Here is an 18,430-nt window from a genome sequence, read left to right as displayed (position 1 = left end):
ATAAATAGACAAAGGGCTACCCGATAGATAGCCTCTGTCTACTTAATTTATTGAAAAGAATTACCTTCTGGTTCTTCTGTTTTTCCTAATTTTTCTGTTTCTTCTGTTTCTTCTGTTTCTTTTTCTATTTTTTCTAGTGATACGGCGACGCCTGGAATTACGCCTATTTCTTCTGCCTCTTCTACTTTTTCCGTTATTTCTTTGATATCCTACATTTTCAGATTTTGAATATAAGTAATCCATTCCATAACTATTATAGCTAAAAGTTGTAGAACTAGGGGTTGAATAGCTAAAAGTTGTAGAAGTTGTAGAACTAGAAGTTGAACGGCTAGGAACTTCGTAAGGACCTATAGCAGTTTCAGTATCCAAAATTTTACCAATCTCATTTAAAACTTTAATAATAATACAAAGCTCTCTAGTAATACAGCATTTACACTCCTCAATCATGGCATTATCGAAATCTGGCCCATTCATACTAAAGATATTTTTTAACACACCTACATCAAAAACGCCATATATAATTTTGAGTACAGCATCAAAATATTCACAAACTTTTATAGGCATAAAATATTTCCATTCTGAAAATAAATAATCAATTTCGTATAAGTCTTTAATGATCTCATTCAGGCTATTTTCAGTTATTTCCTTTAAATTTGGTACCTCATTATTACAAATATTGAGAATAGTCTCAATTATCAGGGATGACATGTTATAAAAAATTACCTTTCCCGTCTGTGTGTTGTAGTCACGTAAAATCGCATCCCAGGCAGCTTTATTATCTACCAAAAAATCGGCCAAGTATTTTTTTATTCCATCAATTTCATAAATTTCAATCACTTTACTTTGATCATCTCTCAGAGCAAAGCCTATAGCATTTGTTACCGATTTTTCCGTCATCTGATACTTATGGTGTGATGGGATGGACATTGTATGCGAATACCTATAGTAAGGCACACCATACTGTATTTGAAAGACTACATTTAAAGTGGTAGACTTTTCATTGTCTATTTCATAAAAATCTTCACATTCATCGATACGTTTTACACCCTTATCGAACCATGTTTTCTTTTTCATATAATGTCTTCCATTTAACCGTCCTTCAGGCTCTTCAGGCTTATTAGCATTATTACTAATATTGACCCAGCAGCTAGTATCAGTGCTCATTTTTATAAGGTTAGACAACTTATCAATTTCGGTTTTTTCTAGATTTATTTCATTACTTTTTTTCTCAAAAAGTAAATAATATTTAACACTTGCACCCAATTTGTCTATTCTATCTTGCATATCATCATAATAGTCAGTTTCTTCAATTTCAAGAATCCACTTCAATCCATGCTTATTCACATATTGATCTTGATCCATAGGACCTATCCAATCACCTTTGCCAATAGCATAGTTATGCTCATTGAATCTTACACCATCGCATTTGAAAGCTAACGCCGATTCTGGACAGAACATGGCCACAGCCCAGCAGATAATACACACATAATTATATAGTTTTTTCATCCCTTTTCCTTTTTTAAATTTCTGGCATCTCAACGTGGATTTTATTTCTTGTCAATAAAAAAATTGTAAAAATTTTACTATAATTAAACTTTTAAAAACAGCATGACAAAACTACTCCCATCATTTTTCTTGTAATATTACTAGCAAATTTTTAGCTTCTTAATCATCATTATGGCTCCAAAAAATTATATATTTGAATTCGGAATTAAAACCGATGGCGACGCTTCTATGAAGAGCATCATTGGTGGCAAAGGTGCCAATCTCGCCGAAATGGCAAAGATCGGGTTACCGGTACCTCCAGGGTTTACTATACCAACCGAAGTCTGCATGGAATACTATTCCAATGGCAAAAAGCTACCTGAACCGGTATGGCAACAGGTTCTGTTGGCTATAAAAAATGTAGAAAAACAGCAGGACAAGCTATTTGGAGATAAAGCTAATCCACTACTATTTTCTGTCAGATCTGGTGCTCGAGAATCCATGCCAGGTATGATGGACACAATCCTTAACCTTGGATTAAATGACGAAACCGTCGAAGGACTTGCTAAAAATACCAATAACCAGAGATTTGCCCAGGACTGCTATAGAAGATTCATTCAAATGTACGGCGATGTGGTGATGGGTGTCCATGCCAAGGATGAACACTCCAGAGATCCATTCGAAATAATAATAGACAAGGCCAAAGCCAAGGCGAACGTTTCCGATGACACCCAGCTGTCCCAGGAAGATTTGATCGAAATAATAAAGGAATACAAGGCATTGATCCGTAGCACTACGGGCAGAGAATTCCCCCAGGATATCTACGAACAACTCAGTGGTGCCATTGGAGCAGTGTTCGAATCCTGGCATAATGAACGGGCCATAATCTATAGAAGAAAATATAACATTCCGGCCGAATGGGGTACGGCGGTGAATGTGCAATCCATGGTGTTTGGCAACAGGGGTGACGATTGTGCCACCGGCGTTGCTTTCACGAGAAATCCGGCCACCGGTGAAAAAGTATTTTATGGAGAATATCTAATCAATGCCCAGGGGGAAGACGTGGTTGCCGGCATAAGAACACCACAGCCCATTGCAGGTCTCAAACAGGATATGCCAGGGGTATATGAACAGCTGGTAAAAGTATGCCAAACCCTTGAAGATCATTTCAAGGATATGCAGGACTTCGAGTTCACCGTCCAGCAGGGCAAACTGTATATGCTGCAGACTCGCAATGGCAAAAGAACCGGCATGGCCGCCGTTAGAATTGCCGTCGAAATGGTCGGAGAAAACAGAATAACCAAGGAAATGGCTCTGACTCGCATAGCAGCTGAATCGATTTCATCTCTACTGGTGCCGGTCTTCGATCCAAACGGTAAGAAAGCCGTAAAGAAAATAGCCCAGGGTCTAGCAGCGGGCCCAGGAGCCGCCTCAGGAAAGGTATATTTTTCGGCAAAAACGGCCGAAGAGGCCCACGCTAGAGGTGAAAAAGCCATACTTTGCAGGATCGAAACATCTCCCGAGGATATAAGAGGAATGCTAGCCTCGGAAGGTATCTTAACCACCCGCGGCGGAGTAAGTTCTCACGCAGCACTGGTGGCAAGACAAATGGGAAAAGTATGCGTTTGTGGAGCCGGTGCGCTCCATATGGATTACTCGGCAAAAACCATTTCCGTCGGCGAAACAATAATAAAGGAAGGCGAATATCTATCCATCGACGGAACTTCCGGAGAGGTATTTATTGGCCAGGTCACCACCATACCTTCCGAAGTAAATCGGGTGTTAGCCGGCGCAATGCAGGCTGAAGAGAGCTACACATTCAGGCTGTTCGACACAGTGATGAATTGGGCTGATCAATATCGCAAATTAGATATACGAACCAATGCAGATACGCCGGAACAGGCCGCCATGGCAGTGGCATTGGGTGCCAAAGGCATAGGTCTTTGCAGAACCGAGCATATGTTTTTTCAGGGAGATCGTATCGATTTTATGCGTGAGATGATTCTGGCCGATTGTACCGAGGACAGGCAACGGGCTTTGGATAAACTACAACCGCTGCAACGTGGCGACTTCGAAGGCATTTTCAGGGCAATGAAAGGCTTCCCGGTGACAATTCGTCTGCTAGATCCGCCTCTGCATGAATTTTTACCAAATACTCAAGATACTCAAGCTGCTTTGGCTAAAAAACTTAACATTCCTGAAGATAAAGTCCGCAGTCGGGTTCAGGCATTGCATGAATTAAATCCTATGCTAGGCCATCGAGGCTGCCGTCTCGGCGTAACCTACCCGGAAATAACAACCATGCAGGCCACAGCCATCTTTGAAGCCACAGCCAGTGTCATTCAAAGCGGCACAGCGGTGAATCCGGAAATAATGGTTCCTCTGGTCGCCTATAAAGAAGAACTTGATTCTCAGGTAACGCTAATCCATCAGGCTGCCAAGGCCGTGATGCAAAAAACCGGCCTGGATATCAAATATACCGTAGGCACAATGATAGAACTGCCGAGAGCCGCATTGCTAGCAGATAAAATAGCCGAAACAGCAGAATTTTTCAGTTTTGGTACAAATGATTTGACCCAAACAGCCCTGGGTATGAGCCGCGACGATTCCGGCACATTTCTTCCGGAATATATTGAACAGGAAATAATAAAAACGAATCCATTTGCATCGATAGATAGCGAAGGCGTAGGACAGCTAATCCAGCTTGCCTGCGAGCGTGGTAAAGCAACCAGGCCAAATATAAAAATTGGTATCTGTGGTGAACATGGCGGAGATCCAGCATCTATCATGTTCTGGCATCGCATTGGTCTGGCCTATACAAGCTGCTCACCAAATCGAGTTCCCATTGCAAGAATCGCCGCAGCCCAGGCCAATCTCATGGCTAAATAGGACAACCAAAATTCCGTTGATACTTTATTATTTTATTGCAAGTCCATTGATTTACAAATACCATAACCTCATGAACAAGCATATTATAGATTTCATAGATGGGGACAAACACAAATTAGTTGAGCATAAATGTACGGCGATTAAAAAATCGGATCTACATCTGCCTGGCCCAGATTATATCGACAGAATTCTTGTTCATTCCGACCGGCCAACCACTGTTCTGAATAACTTTGCCAGAATCCTAAACTCAGGTCGGCTAGCCGGCACCGGCTATACTTCGATTCTGCCCGTGGATCAGGGCATAGAACATTCGGCCGGAGCGAGTTTTGCACCAAACCCTCTGTATTTTGATCCGGAGAATATAGTTAAACTGGCCATTGAAGGTGGTTGCAATGCCGTGGCATCTACGATTGGATGCCTGGGATTGCTGAGCAGAAAATATGCCCACAGGATACCGTTTGTTGTAAAACTCAATCATAACGAACTACTTACCTACCCTAATAAGCACGATCAGATATACTTTGGCAGCGTCAGCCAGGCCTATAACCTGGGAGCCGCAGCCATAGGTGCCACCATTTATTTTGGATCCGATGAATCCACCAGGCAAATCCAGGAAACCACCAAGGCCTTCGAATATGCCCATGAGCTTGGCCTGGTAACAATCCTGTGGTGTTATCTGCGAAACTCAGCCTTTTCCACAAAGGAAAAAGACTACCACACAGCGGCAGACCTAACCGGCCAGGCAAACCATCTTGGCGTAACAATCGAGGCTGATATAATAAAACAAAAGCTTCCCACAACCAACGGTGGCTTCAGGGACCTAAAATTTGGTAAAACCCACGATGATGTATATGACAAATTGACCAGCAATAATCCCATCGATTTGACCCGTTATCAAGTGGCAAACTGCTATATGGGTAAAATTGGTCTTATAAACTCCGGCGGTGCTTCGGGTAAAAATGATTTCCAGGAAGCCGTTATGACAGCAATAATAAATAAAAGAGCCGGCGGTTCCGGTCTAATCTGTGGCAGAAAAGCCTTCCAGCGATCGCTGAAAGACGGGATTGCTCTGTTAAACACAATTCAGGATGTGTACCTAGAAAAGTCCATAACAGTTGCCTAGACTTGGATAAGGGACCTTCATGGGTAAAAACTAACCATCGTTATTCGATCGGACAGCGGTGATTTTATTAATCAAATAAAATAATCAAAATATTCATTGAACCCTAATGAATATTATCGCTAAATATAATCCTCATTAACGGAATCTATATATGACCAAACCCGGTCTCTGTGTAATTCCATAGCCAGGTTTCTTATCTCATAAAGCCTATTTTCTATACCTAAATACCTGATCATATTTTTAACACTACCTGCTACCCCTTGGTTAATAACCAAATCTAGGATATCTACAATCTGCCGATTGGTCAACCTGCCGATTATACTTTGAATACTATCCATGGGCACATCAAAAAATACACAACTCAAAGCAGCACCACTGCCGATGGATAAATATTCAATAATTATATTTACAATTTCATTAATCGATAACCCTGCTATCCTATTGCGTATACGCTGACGAAGATCCTGATTATAGTAATTATAATTGACCCTGTTTTTACTGTGGTTTCTATGATTTCCTGTCGAATCAACTGATTGTTCTATACCTGCATCCAAAGAACCTAAATTTAACCACAATCCCATATTAAAAAGTAAAAATATTTTTAATTTCACTGATCATCTCCTTTTTACAATAAATTATAATAAACTAGGCCACCAAAGCAAATAAAACCTAATAAAACCCCATGCCTGAGGTGCAACAAATGTATAATGTTTTGCACAATAAGGTGCTGCATTAAAAAATATTTATAATACCGCCGGCATAAAAATAATAATATTCTAAAGCTTAACGCAATGAATGCTTGCATATTTTTCACTAAATTACAGAATTGAGTTGGCGTATGGAGTGGAGTGAGGCGGTTGTTATCCTATCGGAATTTTTTAGAGTCGAAGATTGGGCCACCGAGATTGGCGGTGTATACGAAGTTGTTTTAGATAAAGCCATCGATCTCAAGGTATACAAAATCGATAATAACACCATTGGACTTAACGGTACCGTCGGAGAACCAATTGGGGACAACAAACAATCTGAATCGGTTTTAAAAAAAATCCTTCAATGGAATTTTGGTCGATTAAAAGACAACAACGATGTGGTTTCTATCGATATGGCCCAGCAAAAGCTACTGATTATACGGCGGCTTGGACTAAAGCATATCGATGATTGTGAAATCATTCATCAAGCCGAATCCTTTGTGTCTAATCTATCTTTTTGGGCCGACGCAACGACAACCCAACAAATACCAATTCAATCCCTACAGCCATACTAAGTTGCACAATGTAAATGATATGAACTACATACCAACATGCTTATGTCTAATATGTCTCTTCACAGATGCATGTGCCTCTGCTTTGCAGAAAACCAGTGAAAACCCATCCGGTACACCGACACCAGCCGTGGTACATAAAGCTGAAGCCGATCAGGTAAACAAAGCCAAAGAAACCGTCGATAACAAAACCGAAAATGTCCTCCCAAAAACATCTAGCCAGGAGGCCAAGAAGGTTAATGACGACAAGGAATTGATCTGCAGCACAATACAAGGTACCATAGAAAATGACTATGGCATGATAGTCAGTCCGGTTAAATCCTCCGATGACGGAATTCCTTGGAAAGATTCTAACTATTATCATTTCTCCAAGGATCAGCAGCTCACAGAATTAATAAAAAATTTCTGTGCCATGCAGGGCGTAGAGGTGGTAGTAAGTGAGAAGATAACCGACATAGTAAATGGTAAATTTAGCAATGTGGTGCCGAAACAATTTTGGCACGACATAACCCAGGCCTACGGTCTCACCTGGCTCTTTGATGGCAGTATTTTATATGTGTACAAAGGCAACGAAATCCTATCAAATGTATGGAAAATGAGCTCGGACGAAATGCGTTCTTTGGCAAAAGTCATGAGCCAGCTAGGGTTTTCCAGTTCAAATTTTTCCTTTAGACCCATGGAAAAATCAGGCATACTGGTGGTCAGCGGCCCACCAAAACTGATGGAAGTTATTTCAGATCTATCATCAAAAATAATTGTGGAACGCATGACAGATATCTATGACATAAAATCGTTTAGATTAAAAAATGCCTGGGCCTACGACATGTCGTTTAATTATAAAGGCGGATCTGTAACAATCCCAGGCGTCGCAACCATGTTGCAAGCCCTACTGTATAATAAACCAGGGGCCATCGGTGATACCAACATAGGTGTAGCTATCAACAGTAAGAATGTCCATAAGGCCACGGCGGTGAAAGACCTGACGGACAATTGCAATTACTTTAAGCCCGACTACGATAAATCCAAGAAAAACAGCGATGAAAATGAAAATTCCAAAGCCACCAAAGCTACCAATAGTAATGGTACAAAAGAGGGCGATGATGGTACAAAAGTCGAAAAATCCTGGAAAGATATATTCATAACCTATGATTCCAGGTTAAATTCAGTCATCGTAAAAGCTAAAAAACAGGACATGGAGCTGCTAGGAAACCTTATCGAGCAACTCGATGTGCCCCAGCAGGCCATAAGGATCGATGTGGCCATAGTAGACATACGCAAAGGTATTACAGAGCAATTTGGTACAAATCTCCTAGAACTAAAGGGCCCTAGATTGGAAGCCCTGTTCAATCCAGCAGATAATGAAAAATCGAAAGCAAGTATCAATGGTATCTTCAAAAACTATACCCTAACAGCAACGATCCAGGCACTGGAAGAAGCCGGTGATGCCCAAACCCTAGCCAGACCATCCGTGTTAACCGTAGATAACATAGCCGCTGTAATAGATCGCTCAAACACCGTATATGTACAGGTTTCTGGCAAAGAATCCCAGGGCCTATATGATGTGACAGCTTCTACGAAACTCGTGGTCGTTCCCCATATAATACCAGAAGAGTTCGACGAAGAAGGGAATCCAAAAATAAAATTACTCGTGGAAGTATCCGATGGTTCTGTGGACAAAGATCCAAGGTTCGGAGCCTCAGGAACGCCAACCACAAGTACCAGTTCTATCAATACCGAAGCCGTGCTCTACGAAGGCCAAAGTCTTTTCATTGGTGGCTACTTCCATGAGCAACACGATAAGGGTGATACCGGCATACCAATCCTCAAGGACATACCAATTTTGGGAAATATATTCAAAAATAAAATGAATTCCAATAACATCCTGGAACGAATATATTTAATCACCCCAAAGGTAATAAAGCTAGAAAGCCAGGCGGATAAAAGGTATAATAGATTTTTTAACGACAGCCACCTATCCGGCGAAGCAACCATGGATTCCAAAGAATTTAACCTGCTTCATGACTACAAAGAAAAAGACTACAAGACCACCAAAGAAGAACGTAGGATCAAAAACAGAGCTGCTAAAAAAGAGGAAAAAAAGCGTAAGGAAAAAGAAAAAAAAGAACAGCTAAAGAAACGTAGAAAAGAACGTAGGGAAAAAATTGCAGAAAAAAAACTGAAAAACTTGTCCAAAAAATCCACATCAACCTCCAAAGAAGAAGGATCCAATTCGAAGGAACCCACGGCTACGGACATACATCGTCGTCGTCGTCGCTGGTAAGACCTATTAAAATATGTAATATATCCACGAATATGTGCTTGCTTTTTAGCCATTAACCTGATCATGTAATGATGGAGGTCGGTATGTACTCTAGCGACATGGATTTTTACAAAAAATTTTACGAAGATCTTTACGCAAAAAGGAAAAATGACATCGAGATTGTTCGCCTATTATCCAGGTTATACTCTGAAAGCGGCGATCTGAAAAAGAGTGTGAAAATGGATAGAAGATATGTCAAGCTTGATCCAACAAGTCCTATAGCACATTATAATCTCGCCTGTAGCTTAGCGCTGATAGGTAAAAAAACCGGAGCCATTCTGGAGATCACCCGGGCCATTGAACTTGGCTACAATGATTGGCAATGGCTCAATGACGACACCGATCTAGATTCGCTGAGAAGTTGTCAAAAATTCAAAGACATGGTTTCTAGTAAGAGAATGAATAAAACGAAGTCATGCAACAAGCAGATCAACTAACGCTGTCCAGGCGTATGTTCAGGCATGACTCCATCCGATGCGCACTGCAGGGCATTGTAGATGTAGAGTTTAGGACACTTATGCTTCTCATAGCAATAAGACAATTTCATATGCCCACCGAAATGAAGGCATTGCTCGAAACCATTGGGTTCTCGGGCATGCTTGTGGCACCAATAACACAAAAACTTACCTGCCGATCCGGATTAAAAATCACCACCATGTGCTGTATCTTTTTCCTAATTATATCGATAGCAATATCATTATCGGCCATCTCTAACTGCTGGCAAATGTATTTCATCTTCTCGGCAATCTCCAGATTTATCTATAAGCAACCGGTATCCATAACCATAGACATCTATAGTCAAAATTACACAAAAGAGGAAAGAGGAGCCAGGCTTGGTCTTTCGATGACTTTCATGGCGATTTCTGGCCTGGTCTTTTCAGAAATAAGTAGTGCATTATTAGATAAAGACTTAGCAAACTTCAGAGTGGTACTCGCCATTGCTGCTGTGGCATCATTGCTATGCGGTCTGTCATTTCTCGGCATACCATCAAAACCTTTGCCAAATGTAAATAGCAGAAAATTATTGGAAAATTTTCACCTGATTTGGAAGGACAGGTTATTTGGATGCATCCTGTTGTGCTGGACATTGATAGGTATCGCCAATCAGATGACCATACCATTGCGCGTGGAGTATCTAGTCAATAAAAAATACGGGATGAATCTTTCCAATCAAACCGTGGCATGCTTTATAGTAATCATACCATCTGCTTTGCGAATTATAAGTTCCCAGTGTTGGGGAATAATTTTTGATAGATTCAAATTCGTTACCATGAAGCAATTGGTAAATCTATGCTATCTAATAGGCGTTCCATTGTTTCTAACAACCAGAGACACATTTTCCATTGCTCTGGCCAGTGTTTTCCTCGGCCTAGGCTACGGCGGCGGCCTAATTGCCTGGAGTCTTTGGGTTACTAAGATAGCCCCAGATAATAAGTTAAGTGAATATATGAGTGCTGACACAGCGGTGGTCGGCCTTAGAAATTTCATATCGCCAGGTATTGGATACTTTTTGCTAACCCAGAGCAGTCCAGCCACCGTTGGTAAGATATCCATGGGGATGATTTTGATAGGCATGCTGGGATTTTATTTTATCGGCAGATCAATCAGACTGAGGTGATTTGCAGCAAATTATATTGCATTACAGCTAAAACTTGAGATAGATAAACAGCGAATAATGAAAATAAATTTAAAGTGGCTAAAGAAATTTATTGATATTGAGGTTACAAAAGATGAACTGACGGATTCTCTTATTAATCTAGGCCTGGAGGTAGAGTCGATTTCCGGTGAAGAAATAAAACCTCAGGATACGCTGGTGGTCGGCGAGATAATAAAAATAGGGAAACATCCTAATGCTGAACGGCTTAGCCTATGCGAGGTGATGGTCGGATCAAATGATACAAGGCAGATCGTCTGTGGCGCAAATAACTTCAAACTCAATGATCATGTACCGGTGGCACTGCCCGGAACAGTTCTTCCCGATGGTACGAAAATCAAAAAATCCAACCTGAGGGGCATTCCATCAGATGGTATGATGTGCAGCGGCATGGAGCTAGGATTGACCAACGATCACTCCGGGCTGCTAATTCTCGAAAAAAACACACCCATCGGCAAAAAATTTCACGAACTATTTGACCCCGAAGATATTACCTTTGAATTGAGTCTAACGGCAAACCGGGGTGATGTGCTCTGTCATCATGGTGTCGCGCGAGAGCTGGCCGCATACCACAATCTGACATTAAAACCTCGCCGGGTTTCGAAGCCCACTCCCAAGGCCAACGGGAATTCATTTTCCGTAGATATCTCCTCGGATTGTTGTAAATACTACTCGGCTTGGAAGATCTCAGGAGTTAGAATTGGGCCGGCGCCGGCCTGGCTGATCCGAGACCTAAAGTCCATTGGAGTAAAAACGATAAATAATCTAGTGGACATAACGAATTGGATCATGTTTTCCTTCGGACAACCGCTTCATGCCTTTGATCTATCAAAAATAACCGACAACAAAATAATTGTGCGCAAAGCACATAGCGGTGAAAAAATCCTTGCATTGGATTCAATCGAATATCAAATGGATAGCGATGATACGGTAATTGCCGATACAAACCGAGCACTGGCCATAGCCGGTATAATCGGCGGAAGTGATTCCTGCATAGACAGCCACACCACAGATATTCTACTGGAAAGTGCCTATTTCGATGCCAATAAAGTCTACCGAACGGCAAGAAAACTCGGAATAAACACCGACAGCTCCTATCGCTACTCCAGGGAAATAGACTCTGATTTTACCCCGGATGCTGGAGCATTGGCTGTCAACATGATACTAGAAATATGCGGCGGCGAACTCCAGGAACCTTGCCTGGTTGTTGACAACAACAGGAGGAAAGCCGTTGCCATAGATCTTTCTCTGGATTTTGTCAGAAAAACTCTTGGATTTAAAATAGATGATGAAGAGATTCTTTCCCTGCTAAAGCGTCTGCAGTATGGTGTGGTTGAGTCAGGAAATGGTACCATAACAGTCTCTGTGCCAACGTTTCGTTGGGAAGTAACCAGGCCCATCGATCTGGTGGAAGAAATTCTACGTATACACGGAACCGATCGGATTCCAAAGACGCAATTTGTTACAAAAGTCTCTAATAGGAAATCTGATAAAATCTCAGAATTTACAAAAAATGCCGGAATTTTTCTGGCAAACAATAACTTCAACGAATGCTATAACTATACGCTCCTGGCCATCAACGACCTGGAATCAATAACTTCCTCCGTCACTGGGTTAAAACTTGCAAATCCATTGCTGGATGATCAAACCCATCTGAGGCCATCGCTGTTGCCTGGCTTGCTAAAAACCATCAGGTATAATATCCAGAACGGCAATAACCCTCAGCGACTCTTCGAGATTGGTAACGTGTTTCGCTGCAAAGATAATATTTTAACCGAAGCCATATCGGTAGCCTTTGTAATTCTGACAGAAAGCCTTAAAAGATCCTGGCTAGCGCATAAAAAGCCAAATTTTTACGACGCCAAGCAGCTAATACTGGCCATTGCTGGACTGGCAGGCATCGAGACCCATCCTCTTTTCTTGGAACTAAATAATAGGTTTTGGCAAAAAAATTACTCGGCCTACGTTGGTGACATCGATAAGAATTCCTACTGCCTGCGGGTCGGGTACATTGATTACAAAGTATGCAATTCACACAAAATAGGCCTGCCGGTTATTGCCGCTGAACTTATCGCTGATTTCTCAGCAATTAGCGATAATCCAAAAATCCATCGATACAAAAAGTTTTCTCCACTGCCCAGGGCTCTGCGGGACATTTCACTACTGGTCAGTAGCTCCGAACCAGTTGCTGTTGTGACAGATAAGTTAAGCACTATGGCCAAAGCTGCCTGTGATAACAGTTTCTTTTTAGAAGAAATCAACCTGTTTGATATCTATAGAGGCGAAGGCCTACCACCGGATTCAAAGAGTCTATCATTTGAACTAAGTTTCAGACCAATTGAAAAAACCCTTGAATCAGAAGCAGTAAATCTGGCTTTTGAAAAAATCCAAGCAGCCATTGAGAAAAATACCACCTATTTAATCAGAAATGGTCATAGGTAAATTTGTAAATTGGTTTATCATTTCATCGATAAATTTACGAATAAATAAACATATACTCATGACCGCATCCACACGTAAGAGGTAATGGTTGTAATTGCAGTAGTTATCTGTGTTATATATGTCTAACCGTAGTGGAGGCAATGGGGTAACAGTATTCAAGTAATTGATACAAAATGACATAAATTCACTCAGATAATCATTTCCTCTATAGTTACTTATATCATAGATAAGCATTAACATTTCCATTGCTAAAGCAAGTAAAGCTGCTTTCAGATTTGCACACTGCCTAAGTACAGCTGGGTCTTCATTGTCTTCATCAAACATTTTATCAATTTCCTGAGGGTTAAAAAATTTGGAATAACAATGGGCCTCATGCCATGTATGCATATCACGTATTGTATATCCTACAATATCTTCATCTGATAAATTAAGTACAATTGACCGTTGCTCATTTTCTATGAACCCTGAATAATCGCCACTTTGGTAGGCATACCCCCCTTGATATAAAGGTATACATAATCCACCGCTAACAACAGCATCAACGTTATATGTATAGATTCTCATACTATCATAATAGTCCTTCAAAATGTCATACAGTTTACGGGGATGTTTTTTGCATAATAATATACGCATTGCGCTTTTCAGCCCAGCTTTGACAATACTAGCATCCATGACCATTACCTCTGGCGATCCGGAGGTCATGGTCCTAGCTACTTTATATAGTATATTATAGTCATTGGATCCATAGGGTGGACCAGCGTTGGCCTGGCCAAAAACCAGAGCACAAAGCAATAACAACGATTTAATTTTTGTTTTCATAACTAACTGACAGTTAGTTATTTTAAAAAAATGTAAAACAAAATTAAAAAATGGTGGCGAGAGGCGGAATCGAACCGCCGACACAAGGATTTTCAGTCCTCTGCTCTACCGACTGAGCTATCTCGCCCTGCCGTCGTGACTTGTACTTTCGACATCGATAAAGTCAATGCCTTTTAATATCAATTGAGCAAGTCAATAATTGGAAAATTACCACCAATTATCCATATCATCTTCTCTGCTAAGCCAATCGTTCTGTCTAGCAGACGTACGATTCTGTCCGCAATATCTATTAGGCTTATTAGGCTTCCTATCCCTAGTTTTATGAAATTGTGTTTGGTTACGACGATGTTTTTTACTGCAACGTTGTTTACCAAACCACCGATAATAGATATCTGCACGAACATCGATAACTGGATACCAAAAATTCTCAATATCGTTTTCTGCTTCTGCTACGGGCAGTTCTATCACATTGGGGAGGGCAATCACTTCATTATTTTCCCGGCCAAATCCATTATCCTGATGTAACCCCGTGGCCAAATCGACCTGTCCAGTCTGGATGGAAAAATAAATTGGCTCGGCTTGAGCTAAACTAATGAAAAACGGAGCCACAGTGATTAGCCGTAATATGTATTCTAGGCATCCCGTGGCAAGTCCCAACACGAATGTGATATCATGATAATGGCCGATCTAGTCAACCAAAAAGATAAAAAATTGTAAAAATATTCGCCAAAAAAATAACTGGACTAATCCATTGGAAGCTGTGGTCACCGCGAAAACAACAGATCGATGTACCAATCGACGGAAAACCTGTGGATGTCGTCGGGGCCCTCGCCTAGCCCAACAAAATTGATTGGCAATCCAAGTTCTTTGTATATACCTACGGCCGCTCCAGCCTTACTGGTGCCATCCAATTTCGTAATTATAATACCGGTCAGGCCAAAAGCTTCGTGAAATTTTTTTGCCGAAGCCAGAGAATTTACACCGACTCCGGCATCCAGAACAAGCCAGCTATGATGAGGTGCAGCTGCATTTTTTTTACCTAAAACGCGTTTTAGTTTATCAAGCTCGACCATCAAAGAATCCTTATTATGTAACCGCCCGGCGGTATCCAGAATAACCACATTTTTTTTTCTTGCAATCGCAGCTTCATAGGTATCGAAGGCAACCGACGCAGAATCTGCACCATGTTGACTACCAATTAGATCAAATCCCAATTTTTTTGACCACTCCTTTATTTGTTCGTTTGCCGCAGCCCTAAAAGTATCACAGGCACCGACCAGGACACTTTTACCCTCGTTTGAAAATTTATTTGCCAACTTTGCCGCTGTGGTCGTTTTACCAGAACCATTTACACCAACTAAACATATCACCGTGGGCACATCGGGAAAATCCACATCCACATCGGCACCGGCCATGATTTTTTTTAGCACAGAAGAAGCTATGTCTATAACTGATTGACCCTTGAGTTGCTTGTCGGTTTTATAAGCCTCTTTTATCCTGGCCAAAATTTCACCGGTTGTATCCACTCCGAAATCAGCACTATACATAGCCTCCTCAAGGGCTTCGATTGTATTCTGGTCCAGCCCCTTTGAAAATATTCCATCGATTATATCGAACAGCTTTGTTGATGTTTTTTTGACCTTACTCCGAAATTTCTTGAATAGCTCAAACACAGCCGGATACTATCTGGATTGTAATGCCTGTGCAAGATGAAAAGATCTAAAAATTCTGGCATCTTTCTTGACCGAGATGGCACGCTAAATGTGGATCATGGCTATGTCTGCGATCCGGAAGAAATTCAATTACTAGACGGAACAACCGAAGCAATTCATTTGCTAAAAAACGCTGAATATAAGCTATTTCTGTTCACGAATCAAAGTGGGGTATCGCTTGGTAAATATACTCTTGCCGACGTGGAGGCCTGTAACAATAAACTCATCAGCCTGCTAGGAATTCCCAACTGTTTTGATGAAATCTGTATCGCCACCGAACCACCAAACCAGGAAAACTCATACTTTTATCGGAAACCTTCCCCACGGTTTATCCTAGAGATGATAGGAAAATACGACCTATCGCCCAGGGCCTGTTATATGGTAGGAGACAAAGACCTGGATGCATTGGCTGGTATAAACGCGGGCATCAATGCCATCCATGTGGCCACCGGTAAGCCCAGGACAGATCCACTGGCGGCCCTAATAAATTCTGGCAAAGTTACTTCCTTTCGTGATTTATTAGAGTTTGCAAAGCATCTAGCTCTTTGAATCAACATACATCGTAATCGATTATTCCAGCGTGGTATGTATCACAGGATAAGATCTATTAATGACTTAAACATCCTTTGTTTGCCCTCGGCCAATGAGACTATCGGCTCATAGCCCAGGTCTCTTTTGGCGGCTTCATGGGAAAAATAATGGTTTTTGCTCAAGGCGATTGCCAGGGCCCTGGTCATCGGCGGATCCTTCGAAAAACTTATGGCCGAATAGAGTTTTTCATAGAAAAAACCTAGGCTATAGGCTTTCCATAGATGAACGGAGCTAGTAACTCTTTCAATACCAATGAATTCAAGGGCATCGTTTATAAAGTCCCACAACCGTATGGGTGATTCCTGGCCGATGAAATAGGCTTTCCCACAGGCAGTATCATCCTCTTTTATAGCTTTAAATGCGAGAAAATGAGCCCAGGCAGCGTTCTCTACCATGGTAATATCGACCACATTTTGCCCATCGCCGACGACTTTCAATTCTCCAATCTGGGCTCTTGCTACGATTTTTGGCATAAAATGAGGCTCGCCAGGCCCAATAATCATATGCGGCCTTACGGCTACTGTCCTCAATTCATCGCCATTGGCACCCAATACATATTTCTCTGCCATTGCCTTGGTTCTGGCATAATGCCAGTGATAATTGTTACCATAGGGAAGGCTTTCGTCTCCACCGGAAAACGATTTACCATTGAAAACGACACTTGGCGAACTGGTATATATCAAATACTTCACGCCGTATTTCTTGCATGCCTTTATCACATTCTCAGTTCCCAGGACATTGGTGGAAAAATACTCGTCGAATTGGCAGCCAATGCCAGCCTTACCAGCGGTATGAAAAACCACATCAATGCCATCTCTCATGGCCAGGTCAACTTCCTCTTCAAAGGTAACGTTGCCGGACACACATTCAACACCACGCTCGGGTAAAACATGCTGTTTTTTCCTCGCAAACGAACGCACTTCCATGCCATGCTTCTGCAATAGAGTAACTAAATGAAAACCGAGGAAACCACTTCCTCCTGTGACAAGAGCTTTCACAAAGTTAGAGCCTGAGGCAAAATAATAGAAAGTCAACCATACGAATTAGACACATTGCATTGAAAATTCCAATGATGCCATTGACATAATACTATTAAAATCACCTAATCAACTATGCCACTACCCAGGCAATGCGAATTCCTACTCTCGAACAAGGTTGAAAAATTTTCATCCGATGGGTTGATCGCATTGATCCTTATCATGGCCACATCGATGATATCCACAGCCATTATATCACCGCTGGTGTTTAATTTGGTATTATTTTTTGAAAAAAACTACCATACTGGCGTCGGTAGGTATTTAGTAACCAAAGGATTAGGTGCTTTTTTTGATCGGATTCGTTGGATTCCAATCGGCATCGGCATCGTGGTTCTGACAAAAAAATTTAGATTTACAAAGGATATTTTTATCGGAAAGCTCCGATGGCAATCACTGGGCTATGGTTTTCTAATTGGCCTGGCTCTTGTATTTCTGGCGACAATTCCACATTGCTACCTATCGCCATCCTCTAGAACAATTTCCAAACCAGAAAACCCGATAACAACGCTCATATATTTTCTTATGATCAGTGCCAGCGTGGCCTTTTTTGAAGAAATAGTCTTCAGAAACATTCTACTGAAAATATTTTACACAGCGTTTAGGCCAATAATAGCCGTTATTTTGTCTTCCATGTTCTTTGCATACATGCATTTCAAGGGGCATATTTCATTGGATGAAAATGGTTACACCAGCATAAAAGATGGATTTCTATGTGCCTATTCCTATATCACTTCCTGGATAACCTACTTCTCTGTTGTCGAATTTTCAACACTTACCCTACTCGGCATGTTGCTCTGCCTCATCACATTGAGATATCAGTCCCTGGCCATTGCCATCGGCATCCACTGGGGCATGGTCTTTTCACTGCTCACATACAAAGAATTTGCTCATATTTCCACTGCACCACTTACATTTTTCGGCACTCACAGGGTTACGGACTCGCCCTTTGTGGTTTTGCTGCTATCACTGGCTGTCATTGGAGCCTACTACCTTAATAGCTTCTCCTGGCAAAACCGGGTCCGGCACTATCATTGACAGGTAAAATCCTGAGGACGTATTTTACTTGCAGATGGCCATCAAAACCATTTCATTCTGAC

15 protein-coding genes and 1 tRNA gene are annotated in these 18,430 nt (G+C 41.4%); 9 read left to right on the top strand and 7 right to left on the bottom strand.

Translation table 11 applies throughout. The features are described from left to right. Nucleotides 1–60: 60 nt before the first annotated feature. The gene (locus tag LBB20_00160; protein MDR2735249.1) at nucleotides 61–1,464 is read right to left on the bottom strand and encodes a hypothetical protein; all 1,404 of its coding nucleotides are present in this window, start codon (nucleotides 1,462–1,464) and stop codon (nucleotides 61–63) included. 213 nt (nucleotides 1,465–1,677) lie between these two features. Here LBB20_00160 and ppdK point away from each other — a divergent pair, with 213 nt between their 5' ends. Both ppdK and LBB20_00150 read left to right on the top strand, forming a co-directional pair. Further along, nucleotides 1,678–4,374, top strand: coding sequence for a pyruvate, phosphate dikinase (ppdK, locus tag LBB20_00155; GenBank protein ID MDR2735248.1), 2,697 nt, complete (start codon nucleotides 1,678–1,680; stop codon nucleotides 4,372–4,374). 70 nt (nucleotides 4,375–4,444) lie between these two features. Continuing rightward, nucleotides 4,445–5,497, top strand: a complete 1,053-nt coding sequence (locus LBB20_00150) for a class I fructose-bisphosphate aldolase (GenBank protein MDR2735247.1) — start codon at nucleotides 4,445–4,447, stop codon at nucleotides 5,495–5,497. A 119-nt stretch (nucleotides 5,498–5,616) separates the two neighbouring features. Here the strand turns inward: LBB20_00150 and LBB20_00145 are convergent, their stop codons facing one another. Next, on the bottom strand, nucleotides 5,617–6,078 hold the full coding sequence (locus LBB20_00145; protein ID MDR2735246.1) for a hypothetical protein: 462 nt from the start codon (nucleotides 6,076–6,078) through the stop codon (nucleotides 5,617–5,619). Between the two features lie 257 nt (nucleotides 6,079–6,335). Here LBB20_00145 and LBB20_00140 point away from each other — a divergent pair, with 257 nt between their 5' ends. From LBB20_00140 to pheT, 5 genes are all read left to right on the top strand, one after another. Then, nucleotides 6,336–6,761, top strand: a complete 426-nt coding sequence (locus LBB20_00140) for a CesT family type III secretion system chaperone (GenBank protein MDR2735245.1) — start codon at nucleotides 6,336–6,338, stop codon at nucleotides 6,759–6,761. An 82-nt stretch (nucleotides 6,762–6,843) separates the two neighbouring features. After that, nucleotides 6,844–9,039 (top strand): hypothetical protein, encoded by a 2,196-nt coding sequence (locus tag LBB20_00135; GenBank protein ID MDR2735244.1) that lies wholly within the window; start codon nucleotides 6,844–6,846, stop codon nucleotides 9,037–9,039. Nucleotides 9,040–9,107: 68 nt separating this feature from the next. After that, nucleotides 9,108–9,515, top strand: coding sequence for a hypothetical protein (locus tag LBB20_00130; protein ID MDR2735243.1), 408 nt, complete (start codon nucleotides 9,108–9,110; stop codon nucleotides 9,513–9,515). Continuing rightward, nucleotides 9,494–10,696, top strand: coding sequence for an MFS transporter (locus LBB20_00125; protein MDR2735242.1), 1,203 nt, complete (start codon nucleotides 9,494–9,496; stop codon nucleotides 10,694–10,696). The genes LBB20_00130 and LBB20_00125 overlap by 22 nt, the downstream gene beginning before the upstream one ends. 57 nt (nucleotides 10,697–10,753) lie before the next feature. Continuing rightward, nucleotides 10,754–13,174, top strand: coding sequence for a phenylalanine--tRNA ligase subunit beta (gene pheT / locus LBB20_00120; GenBank protein ID MDR2735241.1), 2,421 nt, complete (start codon nucleotides 10,754–10,756; stop codon nucleotides 13,172–13,174). Here pheT and LBB20_00115 read toward each other — a convergent pair. The 4 genes from LBB20_00115 to ftsY all read right to left on the bottom strand — a co-directional run bounded on the left by LBB20_00115 (nucleotide 13,151) and on the right by ftsY (nucleotide 15,666). Then, nucleotides 13,151–13,993 (bottom strand): hypothetical protein, encoded by an 843-nt coding sequence (locus LBB20_00115; protein ID MDR2735240.1) that lies wholly within the window; start codon nucleotides 13,991–13,993, stop codon nucleotides 13,151–13,153. The genes pheT and LBB20_00115 overlap by 24 nt on opposite strands. 51 nt (nucleotides 13,994–14,044) lie before the next feature. Next, nucleotides 14,045–14,120 (bottom strand) — tRNA-Phe (locus LBB20_00110). Nucleotides 14,121–14,200: 80 nt separating this feature from the next. After that, on the bottom strand, nucleotides 14,201–14,602 hold the full coding sequence (locus LBB20_00105; protein ID MDR2735239.1) for a hypothetical protein: 402 nt from the start codon (nucleotides 14,600–14,602) through the stop codon (nucleotides 14,201–14,203). A gap of 155 nt (nucleotides 14,603–14,757) precedes the next feature. Next, nucleotides 14,758–15,666: a signal recognition particle-docking protein FtsY gene (ftsY, locus tag LBB20_00100; GenBank protein MDR2735238.1), complete on the bottom strand. Its 909-nt coding sequence runs from the start codon at nucleotides 15,664–15,666 to the stop codon at nucleotides 14,758–14,760. Nucleotides 15,667–15,702: 36 nt separating this feature from the next. Here ftsY and LBB20_00095 point away from each other — a divergent pair, with 36 nt between their 5' ends. After that, nucleotides 15,703–16,254: an HAD-IIIA family hydrolase gene (locus tag LBB20_00095; GenBank protein MDR2735237.1), complete on the top strand. Its 552-nt coding sequence runs from the start codon at nucleotides 15,703–15,705 to the stop codon at nucleotides 16,252–16,254. A 41-nt stretch (nucleotides 16,255–16,295) separates the two neighbouring features. Here the strand turns inward: LBB20_00095 and LBB20_00090 are convergent, their stop codons facing one another. Then, complete coding sequence (locus LBB20_00090; GenBank protein ID MDR2735236.1) at nucleotides 16,296–17,294, bottom strand: NAD-dependent epimerase/dehydratase family protein; 999 nt, start codon at nucleotides 17,292–17,294, stop codon at nucleotides 16,296–16,298. Between the two features lie 114 nt (nucleotides 17,295–17,408). Between LBB20_00090 and LBB20_00085 the strand changes: the two genes are divergently transcribed. Further along, nucleotides 17,409–18,368, top strand: a complete 960-nt coding sequence (locus tag LBB20_00085) for a CPBP family intramembrane metalloprotease (GenBank protein ID MDR2735235.1) — start codon at nucleotides 17,409–17,411, stop codon at nucleotides 18,366–18,368. The last annotated feature ends 62 nt before the right edge of the window (nucleotides 18,369–18,430 follow it).

Source organism: Puniceicoccales bacterium, assembly GCA_031283585.1.
In the GTDB taxonomy this organism is placed as follows: domain Bacteria; phylum Verrucomicrobiota; class Verrucomicrobiia; order Opitutales; family LL51; genus JAIRTH01.
This window is presented reverse-complemented; position numbering and strand designations above follow the sequence as displayed.

Coding starts and splice junctions, on each gene's coding strand:
- ppdK (MDR2735248.1), top strand. CDS start 1,678: ATGGCTCCAAAAAATTATATATTTGAATTCGGAATTAAAACCGATGGC.
- LBB20_00095 (MDR2735237.1), top strand. CDS start 15,703: ATGAAAAGATCTAAAAATTCTGGCATCTTTCTTGACCGAGATGGCACG.
- LBB20_00125 (MDR2735242.1), top strand. CDS start 9,494: ATGCAACAAGCAGATCAACTAACGCTGTCCAGGCGTATGTTCAGGCAT.
- LBB20_00115 (MDR2735240.1), bottom strand. CDS start 13,993: ATGAAAACAAAAATTAAATCGTTGTTATTGCTTTGTGCTCTGGTTTTT.
- LBB20_00085 (MDR2735235.1), top strand. CDS start 17,409: ATGCCACTACCCAGGCAATGCGAATTCCTACTCTCGAACAAGGTTGAA.
- LBB20_00140 (MDR2735245.1), top strand. CDS start 6,336: ATGGAGTGGAGTGAGGCGGTTGTTATCCTATCGGAATTTTTTAGAGTC.
- LBB20_00150 (MDR2735247.1), top strand. CDS start 4,445: ATGAACAAGCATATTATAGATTTCATAGATGGGGACAAACACAAATTA.
- pheT (MDR2735241.1), top strand. CDS start 10,754: ATGAAAATAAATTTAAAGTGGCTAAAGAAATTTATTGATATTGAGGTT.
- LBB20_00145 (MDR2735246.1), bottom strand. CDS start 6,078: ATGGGATTGTGGTTAAATTTAGGTTCTTTGGATGCAGGTATAGAACAA.
- LBB20_00130 (MDR2735243.1), top strand. CDS start 9,108: ATGATGGAGGTCGGTATGTACTCTAGCGACATGGATTTTTACAAAAAA.